A 17,489-nucleotide genomic window follows, 5' to 3' on the forward strand; every position below is an offset into this window, starting at 1 on the left:
TTCGGCAAACGCCTGATGCGGTGAGGAATCCCGGCGTAACCTGTTGCGCATGGCGGAACCCCCCTTCCTCGATGTGCTCACCAAGTTCCGGGAGCTGAACGGGCTTTCCCAGAAACAGCTCGCCACGCGGGTCAACGCGTCGGTCGCGGCGGTTTCCCGGTGGACGAACGGGCACGCGATGCCCAAGCTCTCCATGGCGGAAACACTGGATGCCGAGCTGGGCGCGGAGGGGAAGCTGCTGGCCGCCTGGCGCGAGGCCACCTCGGGGGCTATGTGGCCGGAGTGGGCACGTTCGATCACCCACATTGAGATGGAAGCGCGCACGGTGCAGATCGTGTCTCCGGTGCTCGTGCCCGGTTATCTCCAGAGCCCGTTGTACGCGGCGTTGCTGTTTCGAACGGGCTGGCCGTTCGCCTCCGATGAGGAGATCGCGCGCCTCGTCAAGATCCGAACGGAGATGTTCGACCGGTTTCCCAGGCTCCGTGTCACGGCGGTGTTCCCGGTGGCTACGTTGAAAGGGGTGGATGAGCAGGTCCGGAAGGAGCAGTCTGCCCACCTGCTCGACGTCGTCGCTTCGGGGCGGGCAACGGTGCACCTGGTGCCGGAGGGGTCGGTCCTGTTGGACCCCCCGTCACCGATGATGGTGTTTCGGCTGCACTCTGGGGAATCGGTGATTACCAGCGATAACGCGGCTGGTAGTGTCATTCACCCGACTCACACGCATGAGCGCCTGCACGCGCTTGTCTTGGGAGCGCTGGCGGTCGCACTCCCGGCCCGACACTCGCTCGAAGTACTCAGGGAACTGGCATGAACGACTGGCATAAGAGCAGCTACAGCCATAACGGAGCTGATTGTGTTGAGGTCGCCGAGGGGGTCGCCACGGCGGTGCGGGACACGCAGAACCGCGAGCTGGGGCATCTGGAGTTCGCGGCCGGTGAGTGGAGCGCGCTCGTGGACTCCCTCAAGGCCCAGCGATAGCGCTACGAGGGGCGGTGCTTCCACGGGGAAGCACCGCCCCTTTTGTGTGCCCGGTGGGGGTGTGCAAATGATTTCAATTCGGACCAAAGGGATAGTTTTGGCTCGGGGATGAAAACGGCTCATCCCTTTCTGTGAGCCGCTCTGAGCTGGGATGATGTCCGTCCGATCGAACTTTTCCGCCCCGACTTCGCAGAAAGGTGCGACACCACTCCCCGCATGCCCTAATCTTCTTTGCGAAAGCCCAACTGCATATGACGAAGACCCCGCGACGGTAGACAACCGGCCGGGGTCGTGGTCAGCAACTTCCACCTTTGAAGACAAGGATTGCCGACATGGCTCATTCTAGCCGTGCGGTCCTCAGGTCTGCCCTGGAGACCCTCGAAGCCTTCCTCCTGCCCGCGCGCGGACGCCACGTCCGCCGCCGCTCGGCCCGGGTCCGCCGCTACGCGCCCCTTCCCGCCCCCGAGCAGGCCGCCGCGCCGCCCCCCGCACCCGCCGTGCCCGCTGTGCCCGAACCCGCCTCCAGGCTCGCGCCGCCCACCGTGCGCATGCCCGCCCGGGAGGCCGCCCTCATCAGGCCCTACTACACCGCCTACGAGCGCGCACTCGCCTACGGCCAGGACCACCCCGCCCGCCGCCTGCGCGCCCGCGCCACCACCCCCGGTCCGCGCCGCAGCCGGGTCCCGGCCGTCCCCTACACCCCGGCCCACGCGCGCCCGAGCGCACCCGCGCCGCGCCCGGCCGGGGACCTGCTCGCCGGGCCGCCCCCGCCGGTGCCCGGTGAGTTCGACGAACTCGCGCGGCTGGTCCGCCTCTGGCAGGACCAGCGCGCCGACCGACGGAGCGGGGCGGCCGCGTGAACTCGCTGTTGTGTGCTCGGGGTTCGTTGTCGTGTGGTCGAGGTTGGCCCTGTGGCGAACCTCGGCGCCTATTCTCGCCGTAGAACGAACCTCGATCGCGAGGTGGGACCGGGTGCAGGGCTCAACCCGCCGACTCCCCGCCCGAGATGAGCACCTCCAGGTCCGGCCCCAGCTCCTCGGGGGGCAGCTCCAGCAGGTAGCGCTCCAGGTGGCGGCGGAAGGCGTCGGCGGCGTGGGAGGGCTCCACGTCCCGGCGCTGGGCCAGCGCCACCGTCCGCAGCAGCCGCGGCCGGGCCAGCGGCGTGCCGCGCAGGCCCGGCCGGCTGCGCAGCACCATGCTTGGCACCACCGCCAGCCCCAGGCCCGCCTCCACGAACCGCAGCACCGCGTCCATCTCGCCGCCCTCCACCGCCAGCTCCGGATCGAACCCGGCCGCGCGGCACGCCCGCAGCGTCGCTTCGCGTACGTCGTAGCCGCGCCGGAACATCACCAGCGGGCGGCCCTTCAGCTCCGTGATGCGCATCGAGGCCCGGCCGTTGGGGGAGGGCAGCGCGAACGGGCTCGCCACCACCAGGTTCTCCCGCAGGATCGGCGTGGTCGCGAAATCCGGGTCGCTGCTGTGCAGGGGCAGGATAATCAGGGCCAGGTCCAGCTCGCCCCGGCCCAGGTCGCGGATGAGGTCGCGCGAACCGCTCTCCTCCACGTGGAGTTCGATGCCGGGAAAGCGGGTATGGAAGTCGGCGAGCACGTCGGCCAGCAGCCCCGCGCACAGGGACGGCGTGGCGCCCAGGCGCACCCGGCCACGACGGATCCCGGCCAGTTCGGCCACCTCGCGGCGGGCCGTCTCCAGGTCGGTGAGGATGCGCTGGGCCAGCGGCAACAGCGCCTCGCCCGCCGGGGTGAGTGTGATATTTCCCCTGGCACGACTGAATAACGGCGCGCCCAACTCGCTCTCAAGGCTGCGGATCTGTTTGCTCAAGCTCGGCTGGGCGACGCGCGAAAGCTCGGCTGCGCGGGTGAAATGGCGCGTGCGGGCCACAGCGACGAAGTACGCGAGCTGTTGGAACTGCATGCTCCATAGCCTACGGCTATGGACACCAGGGTCATGATGACTTGGACGACGAACTTAACCCGAAATTAAAGTGACAGGCTGTGGCGAACAGTACCTTGACCAAGAAGCGGTCTACGGCCTACGGATCCACGGTCGCGCTCAAGTCAGCGATGGCTGTCAGCGGCGTGGTCCTCGTGCTGTATTTGATCGCGCACATGTACGGCAACCTGAAAGTCTTCGCTGGCCAGGAGGCCTTCGACGGCTACGCCGAGGGGCTCCGCGACCTCGGCTACCCGCTGCTGCCCCACGAGGGCTTCCTGTGGATCGCGCGCGTCGTCCTGCTGGCGAGCATCCTGATCCACATCTACAGCGCGGCGGTCCTCACGATCCGCGCCCGCAAGGCCCGCGGGCACCGGTACGCGGTGACCAAGCGCGTGCAGCGCTCCTACGCCTCGTACACGATGCGCTGGGGCGGCGTCCTCATCGCGCTCTTCGTGATCTTCCACATCCTGCACCTGACGACGAACACGATCGCGCCCGGCGGCAGGTCCGACAGCCCCTACGAGCGGCTCGTCAACGGATTCCAGCCCGAGTACTGGTACGTGACCCTGTTCTACGTCGCGTCGGTCATCGCCGTGGGCTTCCACCTGCGGCACGGGATCTGGAGCGGCATGGCCACCCTGGGCCTGAACAAGGCGCCCCGCCAGGGCAAGATCAACGGCGTCGCCGTGGCCATCGCGCTGATCGTGACCGTCGGCTTCCTCCTCCCGCCCCTGGCGGTCACCTTTGGACTGGTGAGTTAGTTGTCTGAGAACGACCTGTACGTCGAGGGCGCCCCGATCCGGGACGAGAAGGCCCCCGAGGGACCGATCAACGAGCGCTGGGACAAGCGCCGCTTCTCCGCCAAGCTGGTCAACCCCGCGAACCGGCGCAAGCTCTCCGTGATCATCGTCGGCACCGGCCTGGCCGGAGCCTCCGCGGCGGCGACCATGGGCGAGGCGGGCTACAACGTCACGTCCTTCTGCTATCAGGACAGCCCGCGCCGCGCGCACAGCATCGCGGCGCAGGGCGGGATCAACGCCGCCAAGAACTACCGCAACGACGGCGACAGCATCCACCGGCTGTTCTACGACACCGTCAAGGGCGGTGACTTCCGCTCCCGCGAGTCGAACGTCTACCGCCTGGCCCAGACCAGTGTCGAGATCATCGACCAGTGCGTGGCCCAGGGCGTGCCGTTCGCCCGCGAGTACGGCGGCCTGCTGGACAACCGCTCCTTCGGCGGCGTCCAGGTGTCCCGCACCTTCTACGCGCGCGGCCAGACGGGCCAGCAGCTGCTCATCGGTGCCTACCAGGCCCTGGAGCGCCAGATCGCGGCGGGCACCGTCAAGATGAACACCCGCCACGAGATGCTCGAAGTCATCGTCGTGGACGGCAAGGCGCGCGGCATCATCGCCCGTGACATGGTCACCGGCGAGATCGAGACGCACTTCGCCGACGCCGTGGTGCTGGCCACCGGCGGCTACGGCAACGTGTTCTTCCTGTCGACCAACGCCATGGGCTGCAACGTCACGGCCTCCTGGCGCGCGCACCGCAAGGGCGCGCTCTTCGCCAACCCGTGCTACACGCAGATCCACCCGACCTGCATCCCGGTCAGCGGCGACTACCAGTCCAAGCTGACCCTGATGAGCGAGTCGCTGCGCAACGACGGCCGCATCTGGGTGCCCAAGGAGATGGGCGACGACCGCGACCCGCGCCAGATCCCGGAGGAGGAGCGCGACTACTACCTGGAGCGCATCTACCCGGCGTTCGGCAACCTGGTGCCGCGCGACATCGCCTCCCGCGCCGCCAAGAACGTCTGCGACGAGGGCCGCGGCGTCGGCCCCGGCGGTCTGGGCGTCTACCTGGACTTCGCGGACGCGATCAAGCGCATGGGCCGGTCCGCCGTCGAGGCCAAGTACGGCAACCTGTTCGACATGTACCAGCGCATCACCGGCGAGAACCCCTACGAGGTTCCGATGCGGATCTACCCGGCCGTGCACTACACCATGGGCGGTCTGTGGGTCGACTACGACCTCCAGAGCACCATCCCGGGCCTGTTCGTGACCGGTGAGGCCAACTTCTCCGACCACGGCGCCAACCGCCTGGGCGCCAGCGCGCTGATGCAGGGGCTGGCCGACGGCTACTTCGTCCTGCCCAACACCATCAACGACTACCTGGCGGACGGGCCGTTCGAGCGGCTCGACGAGAGCCACCCCGACGCGGTCGCCGCCAAGGAGCAGGTCACCTCTCGTATCGACAAGCTCCTGTCGATCCAGGGCTCCCGCACCGTCGACTCCTTCCACAAGGAGCTCGGGCAGATCATGTGGGAGTACTGCGGCATGGAGCGCAGCGAGGAGGGCCTCACCAAGGCCATCGGGCGCATCCGCGAGCTGCGCGCCGAGTTCTGGCGCGACGTCAAGGTGCTCGGCACCAACGACGAGCTCAACCAGGCCCTGGAGAAGGCCGGGCGCGTGGCCGACTTCCTGGAGCTGGGCGAGCTCATGTGCATCGACGCCCTGCACCGCCGCGAGTCCTGCGGCGGCCACTTCCGCGCGGAGAGCCAGACCGAGGACGGCGAGGCGCTGCGCCACGACGACGAGTTCGCCTACGTCGCGGCCTGGGAGTTCGGTGGCCAGGACAGCAAGCCCGTGCTCCACAAGGAGGCCCTGGAGTACGAGTACGTCGAGATGAAGCAGCGGAGCTACAAGTGAACATCACCCTGCGCGTTTGGCGCCAGAAGGGCCGGGACGACAAGGGTCGGATGGCCAGCTACGAGCTCACCGACGTCTCGCCCGACATGTCCTTCCTCGAAATGCTCGACGTCCTCAACGAGAAGCTCACGCTTGAGAACGAGGACCCGGTGGCCTTCGACCACGACTGCCGTGAGGGCATCTGCGGTGCCTGCGGGGTCGTGATCGACGGCGAGGCCCACGGCCCGGAGACCACCACCACCTGCCAGTTGCACATGCGCAGCTTCAACGACGGCGACACCATCACGGTGGAGCCGTGGCGCGCCACGGCGTTCCCGGTGGTCAAGGACCTGATCGTGGACCGCGGCTCCTTCGACCGGATCATCCAGGCGGGCGGCTACATCAGCGCCCCGACCGGTACCGCCCCGGACGCCCACGCCAACCCGATCCCGAAGCCGGACGCTGACCGTGCGTTCGACGCCGCGACCTGTATCGGCTGCGGCGCGTGCGTGGCGGCCTGCCCCAACGCCTCCGGCATGCTGTTCACCGCCGCCAAGGTCACCCACCTGGGCATGCTCCCGCAGGGCCAGCCCGAGCGGGACGCGCGCGTGGTGAAGATGATCAACCAGCACGACGAGGAGGACTTCGGCGGCTGCACCAACATCGGTGAGTGCGCCGCGGTCTGCCCGAAGGGCATCCCGCTGGACACGATCTCCCAGCTCAACCGGGACCTGCTGGGCTCGCTCAGCAGGGGCAACGGCTAGACCGCCGCTCCCTCGGCCACGGGGCCGCGTCCGTCAAGGGCGCGGCCCCTTTCGCGCCGGTCAGGTGCAGGCGGCCAGCAGGCGGCGCACCGACGCCGCCGACGCCGGGCGGCCGTGCCCGAACAGGAACCTCCGGGGACCCGCCTCCAGCACCCGCCGGGCACTGCGCCACAGCTCCGCGGTGTCCTGGGCGAGGAAGGGCGGTCCGGGCCGGTCGCGGCGGACCATGCTCCCCGCCAGCAGGTCCCCGACCACGGCGTCACCGCTCTCCCGGCACAGCAGCGTGATCGAACCCGGTGTGTGCCCGGGGGTGTGCAGGACGTCCGCCCCCGCCCCGTGGGCGGCCAGGTCCGCGCCGCCGGTGAGGACCACGTCCGGCGTGAAGCCGGGGAACCCGGTGTCCAGGGTGCGGTCGAGGAGCCTCCCGAAGAGGTTCAGCGGCCGGTAGAGCTCGCTCGTGCCCGACTCGGCCCACGCGGCCTCGGCCTCGTGGACCGCCACCGGGACGCCCAGCCTCCGCTTGAGCCCGGCCGCGCCGCCCGCGTGGTCGGGGTGGCAGTGCGTCAGGACGATGAGGGAGATCGAGGAGGGCGCGACCCCCGCCTTGCGCAGGCGCGTGAGCAGCCGGTCCTCCCCTCCGGGGAAGCCGGTGTCCACGAGGACGGTGCGCTCGCCGCGCACGGCGTAGGCGGTGGAGGCGCCCAGGGGGACCGGGACGACGGCGGCGTTCATCGGGACTCCTCGCGGGTGGTCTCGGGCAGGGCGGCGACCAGTTCGGCGGGGGAGCCGATCCGGGCGACGTGCCGGTCGGGCCGGACCAGGTAGGCCGACCCGTACAGGCGCGACAGCGACTCGGCCCGGTCGAGCGCGGTGACCGTGTCGCGGTCGGCGCGGGCCTGGGCCCAGTCCGGGGTGATGAGGCGGACCGCGTGGGGCGCGGGCACGGACAGCCCCTCGGCCTGCGCGGGGTCGGTGAGCAGCAGGGTGTGCCGGTCGCTCGGCAGCAGGTCGTGCAGGTGCCGGGTCCGCTCGGCGACGCCGTCGAAGAAGGCGGTGTCGGGGAGCCGGTCGCCGCCGACCAGCCCGCCCCCGCGGCCGGTGTTGCCCGCCACACGGCGGTAGCGGTGGTCGAGCTGGGAGAAGCGGCGGGCGAGGCCGCGCCGCGCGCGGTCGGAGGATCCCGCCGCGGTCAGCAGGGCGTCGCGCACGTGGCGGCGCGGGTCGCCACGCATCAACATGGCCTGCGCGCCCCGGTGGGTGAAGGCGATGACCTGGGCGGCGACCGGGTGGCGCTCGGTCTCGTAGCCGTCGATCAGCGCGGGATCGGCCCCCCGCGCGGCCAGGGCGAGCCGCCAGGCCAGGTTCATCGCGTCCCCGATGCCGAGGTTGAGGCCCTGCCCGCCGAAGGGGGTGTGCACGTGCGCGGCGTCCCCGGCCAGGAGGACGCGCCCGCCGCCGTAGCGGACGGCCTGCTTGTGGGCGAGGGAGAAGGTCCAGAACTCCTCCACGGAGCGGATCCTGCCGTCGATGCCGGTGCGCGCCATGCACCGCTGGGCGTCCTCGATGCTCGGTTCGGCCCCGGTGGCGGTGTAGGCGAGGCGGAAGCGCCGCTCTCCCGGCAGGGGGAAGACGCCGAAGATCCCCTCGGTGTCCCCGGAGAAGGCCATCTCGTTGCGGGGCAGGGGCCAGTCGACCTCGGCGTCGCACAGGACCCAGTCGTCGGCGTAGGGCTCCCCGGCCATGCCGATGCCCAGCAGGTCGCGCACGGTGCTGCGCGAGCCGTCGCAGCCCACCGCCCAGCGGGCCTCGACGGTGTGCTCGGTGCCGCGGACGGAGACCGTGGCGCGGACGCCGTCGGCGTCCTGTTCGATCCCGGTGCACTCGGTGCCGCGTTCGACCTCCACACCGCGTTCGGCCAGGCCGTCGATGAGCAGGTGCTCGGTGCGGGCCTGGGGAATGTCGATCATCAGGGGGTAGGCGGTGTCGGCGAGGGTGCGAAAGTCCACGGAGACGCGGTCGCGGTAGCCGGTCCGCAGGGTCAGGATCTCCACGGGCTGCCCCTCGGCCAGGACGGCGTCGGCCGTGCCGAGGTCGCGCAGGTGTTCCAGGGTACGGGCGTGCAGGGCGGCGGACTTGGTCAGTTCCAGCACGCTCTCGTGCTTTTCGATGATCCGGACGCGGGCACCGAGGTCGGTCAGGCGGGTGGCGAGGGCGAGCCCCGTGGGGCCGGCTCCCACGATGAGGACGTCGGTCATGACCTCTCCTGAAAGCGAATGTTCGTTCTTTTTTAGGCTCCTCCGGATCCGTCGACATGTCAAGAGCGAACGTTCGTTCTATGGTGGACGCATGCCACGAGTCTCCGACGCCTACCTCGCCCAGCGGCGCGAACACATCCTGGCCGCCGCCGCGACCCGCTTCGCCCGTGAGGGCTTCCACCGCACGTCCATGCGCGACGTCATCGACGAGGCGGGGCTCTCACCGGGGGCGGTCTACCGCTACTTCCCGAGTAAGGACGACATCATCGTCGCCATCTCCCTGGACGCGATCGACGCCGTCCAGGGCGTGGTGCGGACCTCCGTCGACCAGCACAAGCCCTTCCCGGAACTGGTCGCGGACCTGCCCGCCACCATCGACGCGCTGGACCGGGCCGACGCGCGCACCCGGCTGGCCGTGCAGGCCTGGGGGGAGGCCCTGCGGGACCCGGCCCTGCGCGAGGCGCTGGGCGCGGGGGTTGACGGGGTCCTCCAACGGCTGCGCGAACGGGTGGAGTCCGGGCAGGCCGGGGGGGAGATGCCCCGACACCTGGACCCGCGGGCCGTCGCGCGCGTGGTGCTCGGCCTCATCCAGGGCTACATCCTTCAGCGCGCCTGGGACCCGGAGGTGTCGGCGGCCGACTACGGCCGGGCCGCGGGCGACATGGCACGCGGTCTGCTCTCTCCCTGAGCGCCGCGTGCCCCGAGGGGTCAGGCGGGCGTGCGCATGAGGAACCGGCTGGTCCCGATCCCCGGCTGCTCGACCTGCTGGACCACCCGGAAACCGAACCGCTCGTAGAAGTCCGCGCTCTCGGGGGACAGCGTCTGCGTGAACGCGGGCAGCCCCTCGTCGTCGGACCGCGCCAGCCCCGACTCCAGCAGCTCCTTCGCCAGACCGGTGCCCTCCAGCGCGGGGTCGACGCCGAGCCCGGCCAGGTACAGGTGCGGCTCCTGGGGTGCGGCCATCCTCCACTCGGCGCACAGGCGGACGAAGGCGCCCAGCCGTTCACGGCCGATCAGCGGGGCCCAGTGCGGCCAGGCGCGCGGCGACACCAGCGGCCCCTCCGGGTTGCTCGACGCCGGGGCCCACAGGGCGGCGGCACGGATGACCGGGTCCTCGAAGGCGCCCTCGGCGAGGGACACCACACGGGTGTCACCGGCCGGGATGTACCCGAAACCCGCCGCCAGGGCGAAGAAGCGGCGGGTACGGGCCATGCGCTGGGCGTCGTCGGGGAACAGCCACCGCAAGAGCGGGTCGTCGGCCAGGGCCCGGCTCAGCACGCGAGCCACCCCCGGGACGTCCTCGATGGTGGCTCGGCGGGCGGCGGCGGTGACGGTGGGGCTCATCGGGAACACACAACTCTCCGGTCGGGGGCCTCGCACCACCATTAGATCACGAAAACATCACGGGCGGGACGGGCCCGTGGACTCCGCGGCCGGGACCGGCTGGTCGAACACGTGCGCACGAACCCAGGCGTGCATGGCGATCGCGGCCGCCGCCCCGGCGTTGATCGACCGGGTCGAGCCGAACTGTGCGATCGACAACACCGCCTCGCACACCTCGCGCACCTGCTCGGACAGGCCCGGCCCCTCCTGGCCGAACACCAGGACCGCCTCCCGCGGCAGCGGGTAGGTCTCCACCGGCACCGAACCGGGCAGGTTGTCGATCCCGATCAGGGCGAGCCCGCGCCCGCGCGCCCAGGCCACCAGCGACGCGGTGTCGGGGTGGTGGTGCACGTGCTGGTAGCGGTCGGTCACCATGGCGCCCCGCTTGTTCCAGCGGCGGCGGCCGACGATGTGCACGGCCGCGCACCCGAAGGCGTTGGCGGTGCGTACCACCGAACCGATGTTGAAGTCGTGCTCCCAGTTCTCCACCGCCACGTGGAACGGGTGCCGCCTGGTGTCCAGGTCGGCCACGATGTGCTCGTGCCGCCAGTACCGGTAGCGGTCCACGACGTTGCGGCGGTCGCCCTCGGCCAGGAGGTCGGGGTCGTAGCGCTCCCCAGTGGGCCAGGGGCCGGGCCACGGCCCCACACCCACGCCACCGGGCCGCTCCCCGTCGTCGGAGGAGGTCGGAGCGGCGGTCACCGGATCGGGCTGTTCGTTCACCCGCCCCAGTGTAGGGACCACGCCGGCGGCCGGGTCCGCGGATCACCCCGCCACGGAACGGACGGGTCGGGCCGACCCGGGGGAACACGGGCCCGGGGCCGTCAGGCCGCCTGGTGCCTCTTCTCCCGCCGTTCCACGACCAGGTGGGCGAGGCCGCGCCAGCCCAGCATGGTCGCGGCGAGGAAGACGCCGGTCACCACGACGAAGGAGTAGGGCGCGTCCTCCCCGGTGGCCAGGCGCGCGACCATGCCCCCGGCGACCGCCACCGCCCACACGAAGACGCCGGTCGGCCACAGCCGGGCGGGAGACCGCCACGCCAGGGTGAGGGCCCACCCCAGTGCGAGCGCGGCCGCGAACGGCCAGGCCGTACCGAGGACCGCGCCGAGTGCGGTGCCGCTCTCGTGCTCGGTCCTGCCGATCAGCACGAAGGCCAGCACGCACACCAGGTCGGCGACGAAGGCGAGCGGAGCCGTGAACGAGCGCATAACACCAGGTTAGAACGGCCAGTGGCGGGATGCACGGGGGGACCGCCGGGCACCGCCGCAGCGGCGGCGCCCGGCGCCCGGTCAGTGCCTGGACAGGCCGTCCTTGAGGAACTCCACCTGGAGCAGCATGAGGTTCTCCGCCACCACTGGGTCCGACGCCATGTGCGTCACCCCCGACAGCGGCAGCACCGTGTGCCTGCGGCCCGCCGCCAGCAGGGCCGAGGACATCCGCTGCGTGTGCGCGAACACCACGTTGTCGTCGGAGAGCCCGTGGATCATCATCAGCGGTCGCTCCAGCTTGGCGGCGTCCGCCAGCAGGGAACTGCCCTCGTAGGCCTCCGGGTGCTCCTGCGGCGTGCTCAGGTAGCGCTCGGTGTAGTGCGTGTCGTACAGCTTCCAGTCGATCACGGGCGCGCCCGCCACCGCGGCGTGGAACACGTCCGGCCTGCGCAGCACGGCCAGGGCCGCCAGGTAGCCGCCGAACGACCACCCGTGGATGCCCACCCGCTCCGTGTCCAACAGGTCGGGATGGCGTCCGGCGGCGTCCTCCAGCGCCGCCACCTGGTCCTCCAGGACCGGACCGGCCAGGTCCAGGTGGACCGCCTGCTCCCACTCCACGCTGATGCCCGGGGTGCCCCGGCCGTCCGCGATGAGCACCGCGAACCCCTGTTCGGCGTACCACTGCGCGGTCAGGTAGGCGCCGCGCGCGTTGAGGACGCGCTGCGCGTGCGGACCGCCGTAGGGCGCCATGAGCACCGGCAGCCTGCGCAGGCCCTTGCGGTACCAGCTCGGCAGCACCAGGGCCGTCGGGATCTCCCGCTCCCCGGCCCGCCAGGTCTCCACCCGCAGGGGCTCGGGCAGGTCCGGGTTCTGCGCGTAGCTCTCGATCTCGCTCCGCTGCCGCTTGGACTCGACGCTGACGTCGCGGAACACCAGGGTGCGTACACCGGGGAAGTCCATCGACCGGTGCTGGAGCAGGAGGGTGTCGTCGCGCATCCACCCCGAGCGCAGGCCGCTGTGCACGTCGGCGTCGGAGGAGGCCGAGCAGCCGTGGCCGGGGATGTCGACGGCCCCCGAGTTCCCCGTGGCCAGGTCCACGTACCACAGCGACACGTCGCCGGGCCGGCCGGCCGGGGAGCCCGAGTACAGGATCCGGTCGGCGTCCACGTCGAGCACCGATCGCACGTAGACGTCGGTCGGGCTGACCGGTTCGTCCCCCGCGTAGACCCGCCGCTCACCGGTTCCCGGGTCGCGCGCCACCCACACCAGGGCACCGGATCCGGTGTGCGCGGGCACACCCGAGGGGATCTCGATCCACACGTCGTCGGTGTCGGTGCGCACCTCGCTCACCCGGCCCGTCACCGGGTCGGCGTCGAACACGGTCAGGGTGCGCTGGTCGCGGCTCTGGGCGGTGAACACCACGGTCGGCGCGTTCTCCCCCACCCGCTTCCAGCCCGCCCGCGGCACGTACGGGAGGGCCCGGCGGTCCCACTCCACCCACACGGGCCCGCCGCCGGCGATCGGCAGTACCGCCAGCCGCACGTCCGGGTTGTCCGAGCCGGCCGCCGGGTAGCGCAGGCTGGTGGGCTCCTGCTCCGGAACGGCCGGGTCGTCCACGTGCCAGCGCGCCACACCGGACTCGTCGACCCGTGCGGCCAGGAGGGACGTACCGTCGGGGGACCACCAGAAGCCCCGGTAGCGGCCCATCTCCTCGGCTGCCACGAAGTCGGCCAGACCCCAGGTGACGTCGGGCCCGTCGGGTTCGGCGACGGCCCGGTCGCCGTGCCCGTCCTCCCCGGCCTCGATGTCGATCACCCGCAGCGCCCCTCCGGCGACGTAGGCCACGCGGTCGCCCCCGGGGCTGACCCGGGGGTCCACGACGGGACCGGTCGCGGGGAGCTCGGCCGGGGTGGAGCCGCCGGTGGACAGGTCCACGCAGAAGAGCCGTCCGGAGAGGGCGAACACGGCCCGGGTGAAGGCCGTGTCCACGGAGTAGGCGACGATGCCGCCGCCGCTCTCGCGCAGCCGCTCCCTGCGCGCGCGCTCCTCCGGCGGGAGGTTCTCGTCGTCGGCCCCCAGCTCTCTGGGGTCGGCGACCACCCGGGCCACGTCCCCCTCGGTCTCGTGTACCCACAGGCAGGTGGCGGTGTCCACCCCGTCGCGCCCCCTCAGGAAGGCCACGCACCGTCCGTCCTCGGAGATCTGGAACGCGTGCGGGACACCGAGGGAGAAGCGATGGGTCCGGGCAAGTTGGCGAGGAAAGCTCATGGGCCGATTCTCGCGCATCACCGGCCTGGCCGCCGCTTGCCCGGCGGCGCGCCCCGGCCGACGCGCCGGAAGAGGGCCGGGCCCCGGCGGCGTCCCGGTATCGTTCACCGGGTGAAGGACAGGCGACTGATGATGGTCCACGCGCACCCCGACGACGAGAGCATCGTCACGGGCGCGACGCTGGCGAAGTACGCGGCGGAAGGGGCGGGGGTCACCCTCGTCACCTGCACCCTCGGCGAGGAGGGCGAGGTCATCCCCGACGACCTCGCGCACCTGGCCTCGGACCGCACCGACACGCTCGGGGAGCACCGGGTCGGCGAACTGGACAAGGCGTGCGTCGCCCTGGGCGTGCGCGACCACCGGTTCCTCGGCGGACCGGGCCGCTACCGCGACTCCGGGATGATGGGCGCCGCCACCAACGGCCGCCCCCGCGCCTTCTGGGGGGCCGACGTCGAGGAGGCGGCCACGCTCCTGGCCGAGGTGATCCGCCAGGTGCGCCCCCACGTGCTGGTCTGCTACGACGAGCACGGCGGCTACGGCCACCCCGACCACATCCAGGCCCACCGGGTCACCCGCCGCGCTTGTATCAGGGCCGGGGAGCGCTCCATGCCCGGAACCCCGTGGCAGGTCCGCAAGCTCTACGCCATCGCCCAGCCCGTCTCGCGGATCGAGGCCGCCATCGCCCGGCTGCGCGAGGAGTCCGGTTCCTTCACACCGCCCGCGCGGGTGTCCGACATCGCCCGGGGCACCCCCGACGCGCAGGTGACCACGCGTGTGGACGCCACCGCGCACTGGGCGGCCAAGGCCCTGGCGATGCGCGCCCACGCCACGCAGATCAGCGTGGAGGGGGAGCGGTTCGCCCTCTCCAACGGCATCGCCCAGGAGATCGACGCGGTGGAGTACTTCACGCTGCTCATGGGGCCCACACCGCGGCTGCGCCAGGGGGAGCTGGAGACCGACCTCTTCTCGGGCCTGTGAAGACCGGAGCGGAGCGCGTACCGTTGCCTGACGTGACCATCACCGAAACCCGGGGCGCTCCGGCCCGAGTCGCGTCGACGCTGCTGCACGGCGCGACCCTCGTGGTCCTCGCGCCGCTCGGAGCGGCGGTGGGGGCCGTCTCCACGGTCGGTGCCGGGTGGCTGACCCGCTACTGGGAGGCGGCGTCGTACGTGCCGACGCTCGTCCTGGCCGCCCTGGCCGCCTACCTGGTCCTGCTGTACGCCGGTGTCCGCCTGGTCGCGTGGGGCTGCGGGAGCCCGGTCGGCGCCGTGGTCTTCGGGGCGGGCTACGTGCTGGCCCTCAGCGCCCTGGTCGGCTACACGCGCGGCGGTGACCTGCTGCTCACCGCCCACATCGTCAACTACGCCTACATGTTCGGCGCCATGCTCACGCTGGTGCTCGCCTTCGTACGCAGCGGGCTCGGGGAGGCGGACCGCAGGAATCGGTTCGGTACCTCCTGAGAGCGTCACACGCGTGCCCGCTATCCCCAGAACTGGAGGAGCAGCTCGCCGTGGAAGGCCATGCCCGGGAACGCCGGGTTGGGCAGGACCAGCGTGAACAGTCCGTAGAAGAGGTCGGTGAAGGGCCCCTTCGCCGACGGGAACCACAGCACCGCGAAGACGGCGATCGATCCGAACGCCCCCCAGGCCCGCCCCGGGCGCACCGCCCTTCCGGGCAGCCAGGGCGCGAGGACCTCGAACCCGTCCAGGCCCGGCAGGGGCAGAAGGTTGATCGCTGCCGCGGTCAGGTTGGCCAGGGACAGGAACGCCAGCGCGGCGATCGCCCAGTTGGTGGTGTCGTTGCCGGGCGGCACCAGCAGTGAGACGGTGAGCGCCAGCAGCGCCGCCGCGGCCAGGCTCGCCAGTGGTCCGGCCAGCGCCACCAGCACGCGCCTGCCCCTTCCGGGGATGCGGTCCCAGTCCACGTAGGCGGGCGGGCCGGTCAGCCCGAGGCCGCTCAGGCACAGGTAGGTGACCGGGAGCACCAGGCCGCCGAAGGCCTCGCGGTAGGCGAACGGGTTGAGGCGCAGGTAGCCGCTGCCCCGCAGGGAGCGGTCCCCGGCCAGGTAGGCGGCGAGCGCGTGCCCGAACTCGTGCACGGCGCAGGAGACGATCCACCCGAGCAGGATCAGCAGCGGCGGGATCAGCGGGGTGACCCTCGTCCCCTCCGCCACCCAGTCCAGCTCGACCGCCTGCCAGGACAGCCAGCCCGCGAACCCCGCCAGCCCCAGCAGCAGGACCAGCACCGGGCTGGGCAGGAAGTCGGTCCAGCCCTGCCGTGCGGGTCCGGTGTCCCCGGCGGGGTCTTCCCCAGAGGCCGGTTCCGCGGCGGGGCCGGGGCCCCCGCCGTCCTCGGCGGCTCCGGCACGGGAGGGGACGTTGAGCGCGTCCTCGGGCATCCGCTCCCACGGGTCGGCGCCAGGAGCCCCGGCCGCGCCGTTCTCCGCCGCGGGCGCGTCGGTCGGGTCCGCCTGCTGCGGGGTCTCGGGCGTGGGCATGGCACTCCTGCGGGTCACGGGCGGCCTCTCGGGCTCCAGGGTACGGCGTGTGCCGCCCTCCTCCGCAGCGGGTGCCCGCCGCAGGTCACACCACGGCTCGGGGGGCGACCGCCGATCTGTGCAGACACGCGAGCGCGAACGCCCGTCCCGTGGCCGTCAGCCCTCCACGCCCCTCCACCTCACCGCCGACGAGCAGGTCCAGCGCCTCCAGCAGCCAGTTGACCGCCATCACCATGGCACGCACCTGGTCCGAACCGGTCTCGGCCGTCTCGCTCCGGGTCGCCGCGTGGCGCCCGGCCGACACCGGAGACTCCAGGGGCGTCCACCCCGACTCCACCAGGACCCGTTCCGCCGCGGCGGCGTCCGACTCCGCGCGCCGCGCGTGCGAGCCGGTGCCCTGCGGGGTGCGGTCCAGAAGAATGCCCAGCAGGGTCTCCACGGCCGCCCGCTCGATGCCGCCCGCCCGGCACGCGGCCCCGGCGGCGGCCCACCACAGCGCCTCGGTGTCCCCCCGGAGCCGTCGGCCCCGCCGGGTGAGCACCAGCCGCCGCCCCGAGCGCCGCACCGCGTGCATGCTCCTCAGCAGTTGGTGCAGCGCGATCACCTGGGTGCAGTCAGTCTCACTGCGCGGGGGCTCCGGGCTGCTCCGCCAGCCGAAGTCCTCGCACAGGCGGCGGACCACGGCGGGGGAGAGGTATCCGACCTGGGTGAGCGCGATACCGTCCTCGGCCAGGTCCAGCAGTGCCCGCAGCGGTTCCATGGCGCGGTCAGCGGTGCGCGGGACGTCCACCCCGGCGATGAGGAGGCCCACCAGGGGCCACATGCGCTGGCGGTGCGGGTGGGAGGAGGACCCCAGCCACGCGCGGACCCGCTCCTCGCGGATCCGGTCCAGGTGGCTCAGGCCCTTGCCGTCGGGCTGGATGAGGAAGGAGCGCGCGAACCGCTCCTGCGCGGGCCGCCACCCGTACCTGCCGGGCCGGATGTCGCCGAGGGAGACCGCCAGCTCCAGCGCGGCGGCGGTCTCGCCGTGCGCCCTGATCTCGGCCTCGCCCACCGAGGTGCCCCAGGTCAGTTCGGGCAGGTCAGGCGGCTGCACGCCCGACTCCCACATGAGCCGCTCGTACATGGCCAGACCGGTGTCGTGATCCTCGTCGTAGGTGGTGAGCAGGGTGACGGTCTCCGCCGAGGTGCAGACGTGCGCGTAGCGGTGCAGTTGGAGGAGGGAGAAGAGGCGCCCCAGGGAGCGGACGGCGAACAGCCGCTCCTCGGCGGAGTCGTGGAAGCGCACGGGCAGCTCGTACCAGCAGAACCGCTGGAGGCGGTGCTGGGTGAGGCGTTCGATGTCGTGGTCGGGGACCAGCGTGTCCAGGGCGCGGCGCGCCGATTCGGCGATCCGCTCATCCCGTTGCGCCAGTTCCGCGAGGGCGCACGTGACTGCTTCGCGCATGATGGGCGCTCACCACCTCCCGCCGTACCCGGCGCCCCTCGGCCCGGGG

General features: G+C 72.0%; 18 protein-coding genes. 9 read left to right on the forward strand and 9 right to left on the reverse strand.

All coding sequences use genetic code 11. The features are described from left to right. Window positions 1–49: 49 nt before the first annotated feature. From ACFHWE_RS12385 to ACFHWE_RS12395, 3 genes are all read left to right on the forward strand, one after another. A complete protein-coding gene (locus ACFHWE_RS12385) occupies window positions 50–811 on the forward strand; it encodes a Scr1 family TA system antitoxin-like transcriptional regulator (RefSeq protein WP_416601324.1) in 762 nt (253 codons plus the stop codon). Beyond that, window positions 808–978 (forward strand): DUF397 domain-containing protein, encoded by a 171-nt coding sequence (locus ACFHWE_RS12390; protein WP_416601326.1) that lies wholly within the window; start codon window positions 808–810, stop codon window positions 976–978. The genes ACFHWE_RS12385 and ACFHWE_RS12390 overlap by 4 nt, the downstream gene beginning before the upstream one ends. Before the next feature lie 332 nt (window positions 979–1,310). Next, window positions 1,311–1,838 (forward strand): hypothetical protein, encoded by a 528-nt coding sequence (locus ACFHWE_RS12395; protein WP_416601327.1) that lies wholly within the window; start codon window positions 1,311–1,313, stop codon window positions 1,836–1,838. 121 nt (window positions 1,839–1,959) lie between these two features. Here the strand turns inward: ACFHWE_RS12395 and ACFHWE_RS12400 are convergent, their stop codons facing one another. Next, the gene (locus ACFHWE_RS12400; protein ID WP_416601328.1) at window positions 1,960–2,910 is read right to left on the reverse strand and encodes a LysR family transcriptional regulator; all 951 of its coding nucleotides are present in this window, start codon (window positions 2,908–2,910) and stop codon (window positions 1,960–1,962) included. Between the two features lie 95 nt (window positions 2,911–3,005). Here ACFHWE_RS12400 and ACFHWE_RS12405 point away from each other — a divergent pair, with 95 nt between their 5' ends. Genes ACFHWE_RS12405 through ACFHWE_RS12415 form a run of 3 tightly spaced genes read left to right on the forward strand, consistent with a single transcriptional unit; the run spans window position 3,006 to window position 6,382 of the window. Beyond that, entirely contained in the window at window positions 3,006–3,692 is a 687-nt protein-coding gene (locus ACFHWE_RS12405; protein ID WP_416601443.1) for a succinate dehydrogenase cytochrome b subunit, read from the forward strand. Continuing rightward, window positions 3,693–5,639 carry a fumarate reductase/succinate dehydrogenase flavoprotein subunit gene (locus ACFHWE_RS12410; protein WP_416601330.1) on the forward strand — a complete coding sequence of 649 codons (1,947 nt, stop codon included), beginning with the start codon at window positions 3,693–3,695 and terminating at the stop codon, window positions 5,637–5,639. Further along, the gene (locus ACFHWE_RS12415) at window positions 5,636–6,382 is read left to right on the forward strand and encodes a succinate dehydrogenase/fumarate reductase iron-sulfur subunit (protein WP_416601332.1); all 747 of its coding nucleotides are present in this window, start codon (window positions 5,636–5,638) and stop codon (window positions 6,380–6,382) included. The genes ACFHWE_RS12410 and ACFHWE_RS12415 overlap by 4 nt, the downstream gene beginning before the upstream one ends. Window positions 6,383–6,442: 60 nt before the next feature. Here ACFHWE_RS12415 and ACFHWE_RS12420 read toward each other — a convergent pair whose 3' ends face one another. Both ACFHWE_RS12420 and ACFHWE_RS12425 read right to left on the reverse strand, forming a co-directional pair. Continuing rightward, complete coding sequence (locus ACFHWE_RS12420) at window positions 6,443–7,114, reverse strand: MBL fold metallo-hydrolase (protein ID WP_416601333.1); 672 nt, start codon at window positions 7,112–7,114, stop codon at window positions 6,443–6,445. Continuing rightward, entirely contained in the window at window positions 7,111–8,700 is a 1,590-nt protein-coding gene (locus ACFHWE_RS12425) for an FAD-dependent monooxygenase (protein WP_416601334.1), read from the reverse strand. Before ACFHWE_RS12425 ends, ACFHWE_RS12420 begins: the two co-directional genes overlap by 4 nt. 28 nt (window positions 8,701–8,728) lie before the next feature. On the opposite strand from ACFHWE_RS12425, the gene ACFHWE_RS12430 reads away from it, so the two are divergent. Then, window positions 8,729–9,325: a TetR/AcrR family transcriptional regulator gene (locus ACFHWE_RS12430; protein WP_416601335.1), complete on the forward strand. Its 597-nt coding sequence runs from the start codon at window positions 8,729–8,731 to the stop codon at window positions 9,323–9,325. 20 nt (window positions 9,326–9,345) lie between these two features. On the opposite strand, the gene ACFHWE_RS12435 is transcribed toward ACFHWE_RS12430, so the two are convergent. The 4 genes from ACFHWE_RS12435 to ACFHWE_RS12450 all read right to left on the reverse strand — a co-directional run bounded on the left by ACFHWE_RS12435 (window position 9,346) and on the right by ACFHWE_RS12450 (window position 13,496). Further along, a complete protein-coding gene (locus ACFHWE_RS12435) occupies window positions 9,346–9,981 on the reverse strand; it encodes a GNAT family N-acetyltransferase (protein ID WP_416601337.1) in 636 nt (211 codons plus the stop codon). Between the two features lie 57 nt (window positions 9,982–10,038). Further along, entirely contained in the window at window positions 10,039–10,722 is a 684-nt protein-coding gene (locus ACFHWE_RS12440; RefSeq protein WP_416601445.1) for a TrmH family RNA methyltransferase, read from the reverse strand. Window positions 10,723–10,844: 122 nt separating this feature from the next. Continuing rightward, on the reverse strand, window positions 10,845–11,228 hold the full coding sequence (locus ACFHWE_RS12445) for a DUF3054 domain-containing protein (RefSeq protein WP_416601339.1): 384 nt from the start codon (window positions 11,226–11,228) through the stop codon (window positions 10,845–10,847). An 81-nt stretch (window positions 11,229–11,309) separates the two neighbouring features. After that, window positions 11,310–13,496 (reverse strand): prolyl oligopeptidase family serine peptidase, encoded by a 2,187-nt coding sequence (locus ACFHWE_RS12450; protein ID WP_416601341.1) that lies wholly within the window; start codon window positions 13,494–13,496, stop codon window positions 11,310–11,312. Window positions 13,497–13,607: 111 nt separating this feature from the next. Here ACFHWE_RS12450 and mshB point away from each other — a divergent pair, with 111 nt between their 5' ends. Both mshB and ACFHWE_RS12460 read left to right on the forward strand, forming a co-directional pair. Continuing rightward, window positions 13,608–14,474: an N-acetyl-1-D-myo-inositol-2-amino-2-deoxy-alpha-D-glucopyranoside deacetylase gene (mshB, locus tag ACFHWE_RS12455; RefSeq protein WP_416601343.1), complete on the forward strand. Its 867-nt coding sequence runs from the start codon at window positions 13,608–13,610 to the stop codon at window positions 14,472–14,474. 32 nt (window positions 14,475–14,506) lie between these two features. Further along, entirely contained in the window at window positions 14,507–14,956 is a 450-nt protein-coding gene (locus ACFHWE_RS12460) for a hypothetical protein (protein ID WP_416601344.1), read from the forward strand. A gap of 20 nt (window positions 14,957–14,976) precedes the next feature. Here ACFHWE_RS12460 and ACFHWE_RS12465 read toward each other — a convergent pair whose 3' ends face one another. After that, window positions 14,977–15,993 (reverse strand): site-2 protease family protein, encoded by a 1,017-nt coding sequence (locus ACFHWE_RS12465; RefSeq protein WP_416601345.1) that lies wholly within the window; start codon window positions 15,991–15,993, stop codon window positions 14,977–14,979. 85 nt (window positions 15,994–16,078) lie between these two features. Continuing rightward, window positions 16,079–17,440, reverse strand: coding sequence for a hypothetical protein (locus ACFHWE_RS12470; protein WP_416601346.1), 1,362 nt, complete (start codon window positions 17,438–17,440; stop codon window positions 16,079–16,081). Window positions 17,441–17,489: the final 49 nt, after the last annotated feature.

The sequence above is a fragment of the Nocardiopsis sp. LOL_012 genome, assembly GCF_048060475.1.
In the GTDB taxonomy this organism is placed as follows: domain Bacteria; phylum Actinomycetota; class Actinomycetes; order Streptosporangiales; family Streptosporangiaceae; genus Nocardiopsis.

Coding starts and splice junctions, on each gene's coding strand:
- ACFHWE_RS12385 (WP_416601324.1), top strand. CDS start 50: ATGGCGGAACCCCCCTTCCTCGATGTGCTCACCAAGTTCCGGGAGCTG.
- ACFHWE_RS12390 (WP_416601326.1), top strand. CDS start 808: ATGAACGACTGGCATAAGAGCAGCTACAGCCATAACGGAGCTGATTGT.
- ACFHWE_RS12395 (WP_416601327.1), top strand. CDS start 1,311: ATGGCTCATTCTAGCCGTGCGGTCCTCAGGTCTGCCCTGGAGACCCTC.
- ACFHWE_RS12400 (WP_416601328.1), bottom strand. CDS start 2,910: ATGCAGTTCCAACAGCTCGCGTACTTCGTCGCTGTGGCCCGCACGCGC.
- ACFHWE_RS12420 (WP_416601333.1), bottom strand. CDS start 7,114: ATGAACGCCGCCGTCGTCCCGGTCCCCCTGGGCGCCTCCACCGCCTAC.
- ACFHWE_RS12430 (WP_416601335.1), top strand. CDS start 8,729: ATGCCACGAGTCTCCGACGCCTACCTCGCCCAGCGGCGCGAACACATC.
- ACFHWE_RS12435 (WP_416601337.1), bottom strand. CDS start 9,981: ATGAGCCCCACCGTCACCGCCGCCGCCCGCCGAGCCACCATCGAGGAC.
- ACFHWE_RS12445 (WP_416601339.1), bottom strand. CDS start 11,228: ATGCGCTCGTTCACGGCTCCGCTCGCCTTCGTCGCCGACCTGGTGTGC.
- ACFHWE_RS12450 (WP_416601341.1), bottom strand. CDS start 13,496: ATGAGCTTTCCTCGCCAACTTGCCCGGACCCATCGCTTCTCCCTCGGT.
- ACFHWE_RS12465 (WP_416601345.1), bottom strand. CDS start 15,993: ATGCCCACGCCCGAGACCCCGCAGCAGGCGGACCCGACCGACGCGCCC.
- ACFHWE_RS12470 (WP_416601346.1), bottom strand. CDS start 17,440: ATGCGCGAAGCAGTCACGTGCGCCCTCGCGGAACTGGCGCAACGGGAT.